This is a genomic window from Pseudomonas sp. B13(2017) (genome assembly GCF_002113245.1).
Taxonomy (GTDB): domain Bacteria; phylum Pseudomonadota; class Gammaproteobacteria; order Pseudomonadales; family Pseudomonadaceae; genus Aquipseudomonas; species Aquipseudomonas putida_Z.
In genome coordinates, this window is record NZ_NEJX01000005.1 from 99,923 (window position 1) to 113,198 (window position 13,276).

The window sequence follows — 13,276 nt, forward strand, 5'->3', positions numbered from 1 at the left end:
GCTTGCCGGCGATAGGGCCGGTACAGGCTTGAATCAGCCCTTACCCTTGGTCCGAGTCTGATTAGGCCCACCATTCTTCTCGAGATGCTCGATAATCATGCCGGCCACGTTCTTGCCGGTGGTCACTTCAATCCCCTCCAGCCCCGGCGACGAGTTCACCTCCATCACCAGCGGCCCATGGTTGGAGCGCAGGATATCCACACCCGCCACACTCAAGCCCATCACCTTGGCCGCGCGAATGGCGGTCATGCGTTCTTCCGGGGTGATCTTGATCAGGCTGGCCACCCCACCGCGGTGCAGGTTGGAGCGGAATTCCCCCGGCTTGGCCTGGCGCTTCATCGACGCGATGACCTTGTCGCCGACCACGAAGCAGCGGATATCCGCGCCACCCGCTTCCTTGATGTATTCCTGCACCATGATGTTCTGCTTCAACCCCATGAACGCCTCGATCACCGATTCGGCGGCCTTGGTGGTTTCGCACAGCACCACGCCGATGCCCTGTGTACCTTCCAGCACCTTGATCACCAGCGGGGCGCCGTTGACCATCTGGATCAGGTCGGGGATGTCGTCCGGCGAGTGGGCGAAGCCGGTAATCGGCAGGCCGATGCCGCGCCGCGACAGCAGTTGCAGCGAGCGCAGCTTGTCGCGGGAGCGGGCTATCGCTACCGACTCGTTGAGCGGATACACGCCCATCATCTCGAACTGGCGCAGCACCGCGCAGCCATAGAAGGTCACCGAGGCACCGATGCGCGGGATCACCGCGTCGAAGCCTTCCAGCGGCTTGCCGCGGTAGTGGATCTGCGGCTTGTGGCTGGCAATGTTCATGTAGGCCCGCAGGGTATCGATCACCACCATTTCGTGGCCCCGCTGGGTACCGGCTTCGACCAGGCGGCGGGTGGAATACAGACGCGGATTGCGCGACAGCACAGCGATCTTCATGCAGCACCTGTGACAGGAGAAAGGGTGGCCGGGAAGGCCGGTTTGTCTTGTACGTATTTGAGGCCAGGGTTGACCACCAGCTGGCCATGGATCAGGGCCTTGGAACCCAGCAACAGGCGATAACGCATGTTCTTGCGGCAGGCCAGGGTGAACTCCACCTCCCACACACCATCGCCCAGGGCCAGTGACGTGCGGATGACATAGCGGGTCTGGGCCTGGCCGTTGGAGCTCTTGATGGTTTTCATGGTCACCAGCGGTGCTTCGCAGCGGCGGTGGCGCAACTGCACCACCGAGCCCAGGTGTGCGGTGAAGCGGACCCAGGGCCGGCCGTCGCGCTCGAACGGTTCCACCTCGGTGGCGTGCAGGCTGGAGGTGCTGGCGCCAGTGTCGATCTTGGCGCGCAGCCCGGCCACGCCAAGGTCGGGCAGGGCGACCCACTCGCGCAGGCCGATCACAGTCAAATGGTCAAATGTCTTCACGGAACGCACCCTGCGGATGAGGTGGTGAACTGTAAGCACGGCGGGGATTTTTTGCATCCGATCGTTACGGTAGTACAGTTCGATGAAACACAGCGTTCGAGGTAACGGGATGGCACAAAAAGCCGAAGACGACGACAAGGTCCGCCTGGACAAATGGCTGTGGGCGGCACGCTTCTACAAGACCCGCGCGCTGGCCAAGGCGGCGATCGAGAGCGGCAAGGTGCATTGCCGGGGTGAGCGCTGCAAGCCGGGCAAGGAGCCGCGGGTGGGTGACGAGTTCGTGCTGCGCACCGGGTTCGACGAGCGCACCGTGGTGGTGAAGGCTCTGTCGGTGGTGCGGCGTGGGGCGCCAGAGGCGCAGACGTTGTACGAGGAGACCGAGGACAGCGTGCGCCGGCGTGAGCAGGCGGCGGAACTGCGCAAGGCCGGGGCGATGGGCGTGACCACCGATGGGCGGCCGACCAAGAAGCAGCGGCGGCAGATTCACCAGTTGCATGGGAGCTTCGAATAGCCGGGGCCGCTTTGCGGCCCATCGCCGGCAAGCCAGCTCCCACAGGTACTGCGCAAGCCCTGAAACTTGTGCAATCCCTGTAGGAGCGGCCTTGTGTCGCGATGGGCTACGCAGTAGCCCCAAGGATCTAGCGGGTCACCGCCAAGCGCCCGACCAACGGTAACTTGGCCGCGATCGCGAACAACGGCGCCGTCCAGCGCATCAGCACCGCACTCCCCTTGGCCGCCAGCGGCGTGAAACAGCTCCAGCCCAACGCCAGCACCGCCATCAGCAGCCCGCCGATGTAGTCATCCTGCCCCCAGTGGGCACCGGCCACCAGGCGCGGCAACATGAACAATACCGCCAACCCCCAGACCACCAGGTACTGCACCAGGCGGCGGCTGAACACGCTCATGAACAGCGCCCAGACCAGCAGCACCGAGGCATGATCCCCCGGGAAACTCTTGCTGGAACGGTCCTTGAGCTCCCAGGCCGCCTCCAGGTTCGGATAGTAGTCGCTGAGGTGCACCACCTCGTCGAACATCATCGACGGGCTCTTGTGCTGCCAGCCGGCTGCATCCACCCACTTGGAAAACAGCGCGCGAATCACCACTAAGAGGATTAGCGTGACCAGGAAGCCGAAAAAGGCCTGGCGCACCTGGGTTGCCTTGAACACCCAGTCGCCACGGATAAGCACTGCCAGAAGGATCAGGCCGACGACGATGTCGAATGGGCGCAGGCTACCGACGGTCCAGATGTAGCGCCAGGTGGTGTTGTCGGCCAGCGGCGCATTCAGGCTGTGGAACAGCCACTCGTCGAAAGTCAGGCACAAGATCTGGCCAATGGGCCATAACCAGAAACACAGTAGAGCGATAGGAAGCAGCGTACAGGCTGCCAATGGCCCCCAGGACCACCTTGCTTGGAACAGTGGTCGATTGTCCATAAAATACCTCTATTGCAAACAGGAATCGGAGCGCCTTGTGAGCGCTCTGTCACGGGGTTCTCGGATGTTTTCCGACAACCCTTGTAACCATTTTGTCATCATTTTCAGATAGCCAAAACCTATGAGCGACTTGCCTGATACCGATTTCACCCAACGTTTCATCTTCGACGAGCGCGATGTGCGCGGCGAGTGGGTGTCTCTCGATGACAGCTACGCCGCGGTGCTGGCGCGTCATGAGTACCCGCAGCCGGTGCAGGCACTGCTGGGCGAGCTGATGGCCGCCACCGCCTTGCTGGTGGGGGCGCTGAAGTTCGACGGCCTGCTGATTCTGCAGGCGCGTTCCGCAGGGCCGATCCCGCTGTTGATGGTCGAATGTTCCGGTGACCGGGACATCCGTGGCATGGCCCGCTACGAAGCGGACCAGATCCCGGCGGATGCGACCCTGTCGCAGCTGATGCCCGACGGCCACCTGACCCTGACCATCGATCCGGTCAAGGGCCAGCGCTACCAGGGCACCGTCGACCTCGACGGCGCCACCCTGTCGGAGTGCTTCACCAACTACTTCGTCCAGTCGCAACAGCTCAACACGCGCTTCTGGCTCAACGCCGAAGGCGGCAAGGCCCGTGGCCTGCTGCTGCAGCAACTGCCGCGCGATCGCCAGCCGGACGATGAAGAGCGTGAAGAAAGCTGGCAGCACGTTGTGGCATTGGCCACCACGCTCAAGGCTGATGAGTGGGCGCTGGACAACGAAACCCTGCTGCACCGCCTGTACCACGAAGATGCCGTGCGCCTGTTCGATATCCAGCCGCTGCGCTTCAATTGCAGTTGCTCGCGCGAACGTTCCGGCAATGCGCTGGTCAGTTTGGGCGAGCACGATGCCAAGGCGCTGGTGGAAGAATGCGGCGGGCAGGTGGAGATCGATTGCCAGTTCTGCAACGAGCGCTATTTCTTCGACGCCAGCGATGTGGCGCAACTGTTTGCCGGTGGCGGCACTGACGTAGCCTCAGAAACTCGTCACTGAAACGTTTAACTACAGGACAATCTCCTGTCGAATTGCGCAAAAGCGCAGTTCTGACAGGAGGGGCCTACTTTTTTTGGGCGTTTCTGGCATAATCCGGCCACTTTTTTCGCTGTAGTAGTTTTTTCAAGACAACTACAAAACGTTTGGAGCACTCGGCCTCGGGCCGGATGGGGTATCTCATGACGCAAGCCAACAACACCGTGTACACCGACCTGAGCGTCGATGAGCTGGTAAAAGAAGCGCTGCAACGCGGTGAAGGCGTACTAGCCGATACTGGCGCACTGGTCGTGGAGACCGGTCACCGTACTGGCCGTTCGCCGGCTGACCGTTTCATCGTCGAAGAGCCTTCCACCCAGGACGCCATTTCCTGGGGCCCGATCAACCGCAAGTTCCCGGCCGACAAGTTCGATGCCCTGTGGGACCGCGTCGAGGCGTTCAACAACGCCCAGGATCACTTCGTTTCCTACGTTCACGTAGGGGCGGCCGCCGAGCACTACCTGCCGGTGAAGATGACCACCCAGACTGCCTGGCAGAACCTGTTCGGTCGTTGCCTGTTCATCAACCCGGAGCAGTACAACCCGGCTGGCCGTGGCGAGTGGCAGGTCCTCAACGTCGCCAACTTCGTGTGCGAGCCTGAGCGTGACGGCACCAACTCCGATGGTTGCGTGATCATCAACTTCGCCCAGAAGAAGGTGCTGATCGCTGGCATGCGCTACGCCGGCGAAATGAAGAAAGCCATGTTCTCGGTGCAGAACTTCCTGCTGCCGGCTGCCGACGTGCTGCCAATGCACTGCGCCGCCAACATCGGCGAAGCGGGCGATGTGACCCTGTTCTTCGGCCTGTCCGGCACCGGCAAGACCACCCTGTCGGCCGACGAAAGCCGTTACCTGATCGGTGACGACGAGCACGGCTGGGGCGAGGGCGTGGTCTTCAACATCGAAGGCGGTTGCTACGCCAAGTGCATCGACTTGTCCGAGAAGAACGAGCCGGTCATCTGGAAAGCCATCAAGCATGGCGCCGTGCTGGAAAACGTCGTACTCGACGCCAACAAGCACGCCGACTACACCGATGTCAGCCTGACCCAGAACAGCCGTGCGGCCTACCCGCTGGAGCACGTTGCCAAGCGTTCCGAAGCGAACCTGGGCGGCGAGCCGAACGCAGTCATCTTCCTGACCTGCGACCTGACTGGTGTTCTGCCTCCGGTTTCGATCCTGAACAACGAGCAGGCGGCCTACCACTTCCTGTCCGGCTACACCGCGCTGGTCGGTTCCACCGAAATGGGTTCGGGCAGCGGCATCAAGTCGACCTTCTCCACCTGCTTCGGCGCACCGTTCTTCCCGCGCCCGGCTGGCGAGTACGCCGAGCTGCTGATCAAGCGTATCAAGGGCTTCGACTCGAAGGTCTACCTGGTCAACACCGGCTGGACCGGCGGTGGCTACGGCGTTGGCAAGCGCTTCAGCATCCCGACCACCCGTGCCGTGATCGCTGCGATCCAGAGCGGCGCGCTGATCGGTGCCGAAACCGAGCACCTGGACATCATCAACCTGAACGTGCCGAAGGCCGTTCCGGGCGTTGATACCGAGCTGCTCAACCCGCGCACCAACTGGGCTGACAAGGCTGCCTACGACGAGGCCGCCAAAGGCCTGGCCAAGCTGTTCATCGAAAACTTCAAGAAGTTCGAAGTTTCCGACGCCATCAAGGCCGCTGGCCCGCAGCTGTAAGCTGCACCCGCCTGCAACGAGAAAGCCGCCCCTTGGGGCGGCTTTTTTGTTCCTGTGAGTTAGCGCGGTCATTGAGGGAGCGGCCTTGTGTCGCGAAAGGGTCGCAAAGCGGCCCCGGCAATATCAGCGTGATGCCCAATTCCCCGGGGGCGCTTCGCACCCCTTTCGCGACACAAGGCCGCTCCCACAGGGGATAGCGGGCAGCAGAAATCCGGTTTTTCTGTTTCACTGTCAGCATCCATTGCGAAGACAAGAGCCAGCCAGATGACCGAATCCCCTCAGCGCACTGCCTTCTCCCACTTCCACCCCATCCTCACCCGCCCCCAGGACAATGACCTGAACGGCCACATCGCCGGTGCCACCGTGCATGGCTTCTTCGAAACCGCCATCCAGGCGTTTCTCGTCGAGCAGGCCGAGCTGGACCTGCGTGACGGCGAGCTGGCGGCATTCGTGGTCAGTGCGGCGGCGGATTTCTACGCGCTGCCAGGCTTCCCGGACGTGCTGGAAGTGGGGCTGGGGGTGGCACGCCTGGCGGGCAGTACGGTGGAGTACCGCCTGGCCCTGTTCCGCCCAGGCGAGCCGGAGGCGTGTGCGGCAGGCACGGTGGTGCAGGTGTTCATCGAACGCGCCAGTGGCCGGCCAGCGGCATTGCCAGAAGCGCTGCAGGTGATCCTGTCTGGTTTGCTGCTGGAACAGCAGGCATAAAAAAGCCCCGCTGGCAGGGGCGGGGCTTTTGTTGCCGGGGCAAGGCCCTCAGGCGTTAGTCGCGCCAGTGGCGCTTGTGCTTGCGATGGCCGTAGTGGTGGCCACGGTCCCAGTGGCGGCGGTCGTCGTCATAACCACGACGGTAGCGGCGGCCTTCGTGGTAATCGTCTCTGTCGGCCTCTTTACCCATGTAGTTACCCAGTGCGCCACCGGCACCACCGCCGGCTGCTGCGCCAATGTAGCTACCGGTAGTGCCGCCCACGGAGCGACCGACCACGTTACCGCCTGCTGCGCCCAGCGCGCCGCCGATAGCGGCTTCCCCACGTTGACGCTTGTCGGCACCCAGGGCACCGCCAGCCGCGCCGCCCAGGCCGGCACCAATGGCGCCGCCGGTGCTACCACCGATGGAGTTGCCCACCACGGAGCCCAGTACCCCACCCAATGCGCCGCCAATGCCGGCCTCGGTGGTGCCGCCTGCCATGGCAACGCCGCTGAGCAAGCTGAAAGACAACAACAGTATCGAGGAGTACTTCTTCATCAAGAGAGCCTCATAAGGATGACGAGGCGATTTTTGAGCCTTGCAGGCACGCCTGGCAACGGAAATCCGACGAGTAACACGAGTTGTACACAATTCTCTAACTTACTGTATTTACTGTGAAACTTTATCGTTTTTTCGCTGTCTGAGACCTTTATGACGAAGCCCTGAACCGCTATGGAACAGGGCTTTTTTCGTTTTTGGCGGCACGGCTTCCGGCCTCTTCGCGGGCACGCCCGCTCCCACAGGTACAGCACAGGAATCGAAACATGTGGAACTCCTGTGGGAGCGGGCATGCCCGCGAAGAGGCCAACACCGTTCCTACAGGATGCGCCCGTCGTCCCGCGCCCGCTCCAGCTTGATGGCAATGAATTTCGACGTCGGCGTATGGCTGCCATCGCCAATGCTTTCCAGCGGCACCAGCGGGTTCACCTCCGGGTAGTACGCCGCCGCCTGCCCGGCCGGGATGTCGAAGGCCAGCAGGGTGAAGCCATGCACACGGCGCACATGCTCATCCCCCCACAACGACACGATGTCGACCTGCTGCCCCGGCTGGAAGCCCAGGCGGATGATGTCGGCTTCGTTGGCGAACAGCACCTCGCGCTGGCCACGCACGCCGCGGTAGCGGTCGTCCAGGCCGTAGATGGTGGTGTTGTACTGATCGTGCGAGCGCATTGACTGCATGATCAGGTCAGGCACCTGGCCGCTGGCGCGTACACGCTCGTCGAGCAGCGTGTCGGGCAGCAGGTTGGCCTTGAAGTTGGCGCGGCCGGTGCTGGTATTCCATTCGCGGCTGGTAGCGCTGTTGCCCAGGTAGAAACCGCCCGGCTCGCGCAGACGCTGGTTGAAGCCGCTGAAGCCAGCGATGGTGTCGCCGATCAGCTCGCGGATACGGTCGTAGTCAGCCACCAGCCAGTGCCAGTCCACGGGCTTCTTGCCCAGGGTGGCGGCGGCGATACCGGCGATGACCGCTGGCTCCGAGCGCATCTGCGTCGACAGCGGCTTGAGCTGGCCATTGGAGGCGTGGACCATGCTGAACGAGTCCTCTACCGTTACCGCCTGTGGCCCTTCTGCCTGCAGGTCGATGTCGGTGCGCCCCAGGCACGGCAGGATCAGTGCCTGCTTGCCGTGCACCAGGTGGCTGCGGTTGAGCTTGGTGCTGATGTGCACGGTCAGCTCGCAGTTGCGCAGTGCCTGGGCGGTGCGCTCGGTGTCCGGCGTTGCTTGGGCGAAGTTGCCGCCCAGGCCGATGAATACCTTGGCCCGGCCGTCGAGCATGGCGTGGATCGCCTCGACAGTGTTGTGGCCGTTGTGCCGGGGCACGGGGAAGCCGAAGCGCTGCTCGATGGCGTCCAGCAGGGCCACCGGCGGGCGCTCGTTGATGCCCATGGTTCGGTCACCCTGCACGTTGCTGTGACCACGCACCGGGCACAGGCCTGCGCCTGGCACGCCGATATTGCCGCGCAGCATCTGCAGGTTGACGATTTCCTGGATGGTCGGCACCGAGTGGCGGTGCTGGGTAATGCCCATCGCCCAGCACATGATCACCCGCTTGCCACGGCAGTACATGCGCGCGGCCAGTTCGATGTCGGCCAGCGCCAAGCCGGACTGGGCCTGGATGTGCTCCCACGAGGTGGCATCCACTACCGCCAGGTAGTCGTCGACGCCATGGCCATGTTCGGCGATGAAGGCGTGGTCGAAGACTGCCGGTTCGCCGTTGGCCTGGGCTTCGCGTTCCCATTGCAGGACGAACTTGGCCATGCCGCGCAGCAGCGCCATGTCGCCGCCCAGGGCCGGGCGGAAGAATGCGGTGTTGGTCGGCCGGTCGCTGTTGGTCAGCATTTCCAGCGGGTTCTGCGGGTGCTGGAAGCGCTCCAGGCCACGCTCCTTGAGCGGGTTGATGCACACCACCTGGGCGCCGCGCTTTACCGCATCGCGCAGCGGGTCGAGCATGCGCGGGTGGTTGGTACCAGGGTTCTGGCCCCAGACGAAAATCGCGTCGGCGTGCTCGAAGTCGTCGAAGGTGACGGTGCCCTTGCCGACCCCGACGCTTTGCCCCAGGGCCACGCCGCTGGCCTCGTGGCACATGTTCGAGCAGTCGGGGAAGTTGTTGGTGCCGTAGGCACGCACGAACAACTGGTACAGGTACGCCGCTTCGTTGCTGGCGCGCCCCGAAGTGTAGAACTCGGCCTGGTCAGGGCTGGCCAGCTTGTTCAGCTCGCGGGCGATCAGGGTGAAGGCGGCGTCCCAGCTGATCGGCTGGTAGCGGTCGCTGGACGCGTCATAGACCATCGGCTCGGTCAGGCGCCCCTGGTACTCCAGCCAGTAGTCGCTCTGCTGCAGTAGCGACGTGACGCTGTAGCGGGCGAAAAAGGCGGCATCGACGCGGCGCTTGGTCGCCTCCCAGTTCACTGCCTTGGCACCGTTCTCGCAGAACTTGACCATGCCGCTTTCCGGCGAGTCGCCCCAGGCGCAGCCGGGGCAATCGAAGCCGCCGTTCTGGTTGGTCTTGAGCAGTGCGCGAATGTTCTTCAGCGCGTTATCGCTGCCAACCCAGGCCTTGGCCACGCTGCGCAGCGCGCCCCAGCCACCGGCGGGGCCGTGGTAGGGCTTGTAGCGAGGGGAGGAGGCTGGGGCGTTGTCCGGGAGGTGTTGGTACGAGGTCACGACTGTTACGACTCCGCCGCTGGGCTGTAGACCCGCGGTGCGCTGTGCTTGGGCAGATGGATAAGGTTGAGGTTGTGCTTGCGCGCCCATTGCAGGGCAAGGCCGGTGGGCGCCGACAGGCTGACCAGGGTCTGGATACCGGCCCGCAGCACCTTCTGGATCAGCTCCAGGCTGCAGCGGCTGGTGACGATGGCCAGGCCACCCTGGCTGTCGATGCCTTGGCGCAGCAAGGCGCCGATCAGCTTGTCGAGGGCGTTGTGCCGGCCGATGTCTTCGCGGCCGAGCAGCAGTTCGCCGTGGCGGTCCATGAACAGCGCCGCATGCACCGCGCCGCAGTGCTGGCCGAGGGGCTGGAAGGCATCGATGCGCTCACGCAGGCCGACCAGCCATTGCGCCGGTGGCAAGGCTGCGCCAGGCAACTTGGCCAGCTCTGGCAGTGCCTGCTCCAGCGCTTCGACCCCGCACAGGCCGCAACCACTGGTGCCGGCCAGCTGGCGGCGCTGGTTTTTCAGGTTCCAGAACGCACGGCTGGAAATCTCCAGGTCGGCATACATTGCCGAGCCGCTGCCGGAGAGTTTCAGGTCGTAGATTTCCGTGGTGCCTTCCACTATGCCGCTGCCGACACTGAAGCCGACGGCGAAGTCTTCCAGGTCGGTGGGGCTGACCAGCATCACCGCCTGGTTCAGGCCGTTGTAGACAATGGCCAGGGCCACTTCTTCGGCCAGGGGCGTGCTGTCGCGTCTGGCGTCATTGAGCTGGACGTAATCGTAGGTATTGCTGGCGGCGGGCATGGTCAAGGGCGATGAGGCCGCGCAGACCGGAGGTTTGCTGTTCATCGGGGCTGACTTTTCATCGGGGCTATCGGCAGCTTTCAGATAGCACAAGCCTAGGCGTGCGGGCCGGCGGCGTCTAATCGCTAGGGTCTATGCCTTGATAGACCGCGTCGATTGGTCGCATGGGGGCGCCAGGGGAAAAGCTGGCCTAGACTGCTGTGTCCGAGGTTTCGTCAACAAGGAGAGCGCTATGAGCTTGTTCAGTTTCGTCAAGGAAGCGGGCGAGAAGTTGATCGACCTGCTGACCCCCGGCAATGCCAATGCCGAAGAGCAGCTGAAGAAACACGTGGAAAGTGTCGGCCTGGGCAACCCGAATATCACGGCCACTGTAGAGGGAGACACGATCATCCTCAAGGGTGAGGTGGCCAGCCAGGAGGAGAAGGAGAAGATCATCCTGGCGGCGGGCAACGTCGCTGGCGTGGCCAGTGTCAATGACCAGATCACCGTGACCGGACCGGTGGCCCAGGCCGCGCGGTTCGTGACGGTGGAGAAGGGTGATACGTTGAGCGCCATTTCGAAGAAGGTGTATGGCGACCCCAACAAGTATCAGAAGATATTCGAGGCCAACAAACCGATGCTCAAGCACCCGGACAAGATCTATCCGGGGCAGGTGTTGCGTATTCCTGAATGATCTCTGCAGCCTGTACCGGCCCTATCGCCGGCAAGCCAGCTCCCACAGGATTATCACAGGCCTGAGGGCCTGCGAGGTACATGTGGGAGCTGGCTTGCCGGCGATAGGGCCCTCACAAGCCTGCCAACAATTCCCGGTAATCCTCGACCGCCGCAAACTCCTCGGTATCCCGCGGCCCTGCCTGGCTATCCGGCTGGCGCACCGCCAGCAGATGCCCCACGCCAAACCGTCGCGCACTGCGCAGAATCGCCAGGGTGTCATCGATGAACAGGCTGCGCTCCGGTTCAAAGCCGATGTCCGCCTGCAATGCGTCCCAGAACTGCGGGCTTTCCTTCGGGTAGCCATAGTCATGTGAGCTGATCAGCCGTTCGAAATACGGCGCCAGCTCCACCCGCTCCAGCTTCAGCGACAGCGAATCCCGGTGCGCATTGGTGATCATCACCACGCGCTTGCCCGCGTCGCGGATCGCGGCAAGGAAAGTATCGGCATCCGGGCGCAGGGCGATCAGGTCGGCGATTTCCTGTTTCAGCTCGCGGATCGGCAGCCGCAGTTCGCGGCTCCAGAAGTCCAGGCAATACCAGTTCAGCGTGCCGGCATTGCGTTCGAACAGCGGCTGCAGCTCCATTTCCGCCATGGCCCGGCTCACCCCGTGCAGCTCGGCATAGCGCTGGGGCAGGTGGTCCAGCCAGAAGCGGTTGTCGTAATGCAGGTCAAGCAGGGTGCCATCCATGTCCAGCAGGACGGTATCGATGGCAGACCAGGGAAGAACAGGCATGGGAAACTCTCGATCAGTCGGCAAGCCACGGTATAGTAACCCGTTCACGCCAAGGAGCCGCCCCATGCGCCAGAAACCCACCGTCCTCAGCCGCGAAATCGTCGCCAGCAGCCGCCTGTTTCGCGTCGAAGCCGTGCAATTGCGCTTCAGCAATGGCAACGAGCGTACCTACGAGCGCCTGGTGGGCCGGGGTAATGGCTACGGCGCGGTGATGATCGTGGCCATGCTCGATGCCGAGCACGCGGTGCTGGTGGAGGAATACTGCGGCGGCACCGACGAATATGAGCTGTCGTTGCCCAAGGGCCTGATCGAGCCGGGCGAGGACGTGCTGGCGGCAGCCGACCGGGAGCTCAAGGAAGAGGCCGGTTTTGGCGCGCGCCAGCTGGAGCACCTGACCGAGCTGTCGCTGTCGCCGGGCTACATGAGCCAGAAGATCCAGGTGGTGCTGGCCAGCGACCTTTACGAGGAGCGCCTGGAGGGCGACGAGCCGGAGCCGATGCGGGTCGACAAGGTCAACCTGCGCGAACTCTCGGCCCTGGCCATGCACCCACAGTTCACCGAGGGGCGTGCCCTGGCGGCGCTGTACCTGGCGCGTGACCTGCTGATTCAGCGGGGGCTGCTGGAAGCATGAACGACCTGCAATTGATGCACGAAGTGGTCAAGCTGGCCCTGTTGGCAGGCGAGGCGATCTTGCCGTTCTGGCGCGCCGATGTGGCCGTGACCAACAAGGCCGACGATTCGCCGGTCACCGCCGCCGACCTGGCGGCGCACCGGGTGATTGCCGATGGCCTGCTGGCGCTGGCGCCGCAGATCCCGGTGCTGTCCGAAGAGGACTGCAACATTCCGCTGGCCGAGCGTCAGGGCTGGAGCCGCTGGTGGCTGGTCGACCCGCTGGACGGCACCAAGGAATTCATTGCCGGCAGCGAAGAGTTCACGGTCAACATCGCCCTGGTCGAAAACGGCGAGGTGGTGTTTGGCGTGGTTTCCATGCCGACCAACGGGCGCTGCTACTTCGGTGGTCGCGGGTTGGGCGCCTGGCGTGCGGAAGCGGGTGAGGCCGCCCAGGCGATCCAGGTACGTAATGCGCCGCCGACGGGTGGGCGTTTCACCGTGGTTGCCAGCCGTCGCCATTCCAGCCCGGAACAGGAAGCCTTGTTGGCCGGGTTGGGAGCTGCGGTGGGTGAGCTGGAGCTGGCCAATATCGGCAGTTCGTTGAAGTTCTGCCTGTTGGCCGAGGGCAGCGCCGATTGCTATCCGCGCCTGGCACCGACCTCGCAGTGGGATACCGCGGCGGCGCAGGGCGTGGTGGAAGGGGCTGGTGGGGAGGTAATCGGGCTGGATGGCTTGCCATTCCGGTACCCGGCGCGGGAGTCGTTGCTCAACCCGCATTTCCTGGCGTTGCCGGCAAATGCTGCGTGGCGCCAAGCCTTCCTGAGCCTGATCTGACGTCAGGACTTGAGCTTCGCCGCCTATATCGCCGGGGCCGCTTTGCGGCCCATCGCCGGCAAGCCAGCTCCCACAAGTACTGCGCGGACCT

The 13,276-nt window shown here is 63.5% G+C and carries 14 protein-coding genes; 7 read left to right on the top strand and 7 right to left on the bottom strand.

What is annotated here, in order from left to right; genetic code table 11:
* Positions 1 to 33: 33 nt before the first annotated feature.
* Both rimK and CAG44_RS09055 read right to left on the bottom strand, forming a co-directional pair.
* The gene (rimK, locus tag CAG44_RS09050) at positions 34 to 939 is read right to left on the bottom strand and encodes a 30S ribosomal protein S6--L-glutamate ligase (protein ID WP_015268602.1); all 906 of its coding nucleotides are present in this window, start codon (positions 937 to 939) and stop codon (positions 34 to 36) included.
* A complete protein-coding gene (locus CAG44_RS09055; protein ID WP_085691963.1) occupies positions 936 to 1,418 on the bottom strand; it encodes an ATP-dependent zinc protease in 483 nt (160 codons plus the stop codon). The genes rimK and CAG44_RS09055 overlap by 4 nt, the downstream gene beginning before the upstream one ends.
* Before the next feature lie 109 nt (positions 1,419 to 1,527).
* Here CAG44_RS09055 and CAG44_RS09060 point away from each other — a divergent pair, with 109 nt between their 5' ends.
* Positions 1,528 to 1,929: an RNA-binding S4 domain-containing protein gene (locus CAG44_RS09060; protein WP_013970457.1), complete on the top strand. Its 402-nt coding sequence runs from the start codon at positions 1,528 to 1,530 to the stop codon at positions 1,927 to 1,929.
* Between the two features lie 127 nt (positions 1,930 to 2,056).
* On the opposite strand, the gene CAG44_RS09065 is transcribed toward CAG44_RS09060, so the two are convergent.
* Positions 2,057 to 2,851, bottom strand: coding sequence for a phosphatase PAP2 family protein (locus CAG44_RS09065; RefSeq protein WP_085591834.1), 795 nt, complete (start codon positions 2,849 to 2,851; stop codon positions 2,057 to 2,059).
* 121 nt (positions 2,852 to 2,972) lie between these two features.
* On the opposite strand from CAG44_RS09065, the gene hslO reads away from it, so the two are divergent.
* The 3 genes from hslO to CAG44_RS09080 all read left to right on the top strand — a co-directional run bounded on the left by hslO (position 2,973) and on the right by CAG44_RS09080 (position 6,298).
* Entirely contained in the window at positions 2,973 to 3,872 is a 900-nt protein-coding gene (hslO, locus tag CAG44_RS09070) for an Hsp33 family molecular chaperone HslO (protein ID WP_015268604.1), read from the top strand.
* 179 nt (positions 3,873 to 4,051) lie between these two features.
* A complete protein-coding gene (locus CAG44_RS09075; RefSeq protein WP_085691964.1) occupies positions 4,052 to 5,593 on the top strand; it encodes a phosphoenolpyruvate carboxykinase in 1,542 nt (513 codons plus the stop codon).
* 264 nt (positions 5,594 to 5,857) lie between these two features.
* Entirely contained in the window at positions 5,858 to 6,298 is a 441-nt protein-coding gene (locus CAG44_RS09080) for a thioesterase family protein (RefSeq protein ID WP_085691965.1), read from the top strand.
* Positions 6,299 to 6,353: 55 nt separating this feature from the next.
* Here the strand turns inward: CAG44_RS09080 and CAG44_RS09085 are convergent, their stop codons facing one another.
* The 3 genes from CAG44_RS09085 to fdhD all read right to left on the bottom strand — a co-directional run bounded on the left by CAG44_RS09085 (position 6,354) and on the right by fdhD (position 10,336).
* Positions 6,354 to 6,836, bottom strand: a complete 483-nt coding sequence (locus CAG44_RS09085) for a glycine zipper domain-containing protein (protein WP_025337335.1) — start codon at positions 6,834 to 6,836, stop codon at positions 6,354 to 6,356.
* A gap of 318 nt (positions 6,837 to 7,154) precedes the next feature.
* The gene (locus tag CAG44_RS09090; protein ID WP_085691966.1) at positions 7,155 to 9,500 is read right to left on the bottom strand and encodes an FdhF/YdeP family oxidoreductase; all 2,346 of its coding nucleotides are present in this window, start codon (positions 9,498 to 9,500) and stop codon (positions 7,155 to 7,157) included.
* Between the two features lie 5 nt (positions 9,501 to 9,505).
* Positions 9,506 to 10,336 (bottom strand): formate dehydrogenase accessory sulfurtransferase FdhD, encoded by an 831-nt coding sequence (gene fdhD, locus CAG44_RS09095; RefSeq protein WP_085691967.1) that lies wholly within the window; start codon positions 10,334 to 10,336, stop codon positions 9,506 to 9,508.
* Positions 10,337 to 10,523: 187 nt separating this feature from the next.
* Here fdhD and lysM point away from each other — a divergent pair, with 187 nt between their 5' ends.
* Positions 10,524 to 10,964, top strand: coding sequence for a peptidoglycan-binding protein LysM (lysM, locus tag CAG44_RS09100; RefSeq protein ID WP_085691968.1), 441 nt, complete (start codon positions 10,524 to 10,526; stop codon positions 10,962 to 10,964).
* Between the two features lie 112 nt (positions 10,965 to 11,076).
* Here the strand turns inward: lysM and yrfG are convergent, their stop codons facing one another.
* The gene (gene yrfG / locus CAG44_RS09105; protein WP_063914468.1) at positions 11,077 to 11,739 is read right to left on the bottom strand and encodes a GMP/IMP nucleotidase; all 663 of its coding nucleotides are present in this window, start codon (positions 11,737 to 11,739) and stop codon (positions 11,077 to 11,079) included.
* A 64-nt stretch (positions 11,740 to 11,803) separates the two neighbouring features.
* Here yrfG and nudE point away from each other — a divergent pair, with 64 nt between their 5' ends.
* On the top strand, positions 11,804 to 12,370 hold the full coding sequence (gene nudE / locus CAG44_RS09110; protein ID WP_015268611.1) for an ADP compounds hydrolase NudE: 567 nt from the start codon (positions 11,804 to 11,806) through the stop codon (positions 12,368 to 12,370).
* Complete coding sequence (cysQ, locus tag CAG44_RS09115) at positions 12,367 to 13,185, top strand: 3'(2'),5'-bisphosphate nucleotidase CysQ (RefSeq protein WP_085691969.1); 819 nt, start codon at positions 12,367 to 12,369, stop codon at positions 13,183 to 13,185. Before nudE ends, cysQ begins: the two co-directional genes overlap by 4 nt.
* Positions 13,186 to 13,276: the final 91 nt, after the last annotated feature.

Excerpts from the sequence above, each read along its gene's own strand:
- CAG44_RS09080 (WP_085691965.1), top strand. The coding sequence starts at position 5,858 with ATGACCGAATCCCCTCAGCGCACTGCCTTCTCCCACTTCCACCCCATC.
- yrfG (WP_063914468.1), bottom strand. The coding sequence starts at position 11,739 with ATGCCTGTTCTTCCCTGGTCTGCCATCGATACCGTCCTGCTGGACATG.
- CAG44_RS09060 (WP_013970457.1), top strand. The coding sequence starts at position 1,528 with ATGGCACAAAAAGCCGAAGACGACGACAAGGTCCGCCTGGACAAATGG.
- fdhD (WP_085691967.1), bottom strand. The coding sequence starts at position 10,336 with ATGAACAGCAAACCTCCGGTCTGCGCGGCCTCATCGCCCTTGACCATG.
- lysM (WP_085691968.1), top strand. The coding sequence starts at position 10,524 with ATGAGCTTGTTCAGTTTCGTCAAGGAAGCGGGCGAGAAGTTGATCGAC.
- nudE (WP_015268611.1), top strand. The coding sequence starts at position 11,804 with ATGCGCCAGAAACCCACCGTCCTCAGCCGCGAAATCGTCGCCAGCAGC.
- CAG44_RS09085 (WP_025337335.1), bottom strand. The coding sequence starts at position 6,836 with ATGAAGAAGTACTCCTCGATACTGTTGTTGTCTTTCAGCTTGCTCAGC.
- cysQ (WP_085691969.1), top strand. The coding sequence starts at position 12,367 with ATGAACGACCTGCAATTGATGCACGAAGTGGTCAAGCTGGCCCTGTTG.
- CAG44_RS09065 (WP_085591834.1), bottom strand. The coding sequence starts at position 2,851 with ATGGACAATCGACCACTGTTCCAAGCAAGGTGGTCCTGGGGGCCATTG.
- CAG44_RS09075 (WP_085691964.1), top strand. The coding sequence starts at position 4,052 with ATGACGCAAGCCAACAACACCGTGTACACCGACCTGAGCGTCGATGAG.
- hslO (WP_015268604.1), top strand. The coding sequence starts at position 2,973 with ATGAGCGACTTGCCTGATACCGATTTCACCCAACGTTTCATCTTCGAC.
- rimK (WP_015268602.1), bottom strand. The coding sequence starts at position 939 with ATGAAGATCGCTGTGCTGTCGCGCAATCCGCGTCTGTATTCCACCCGC.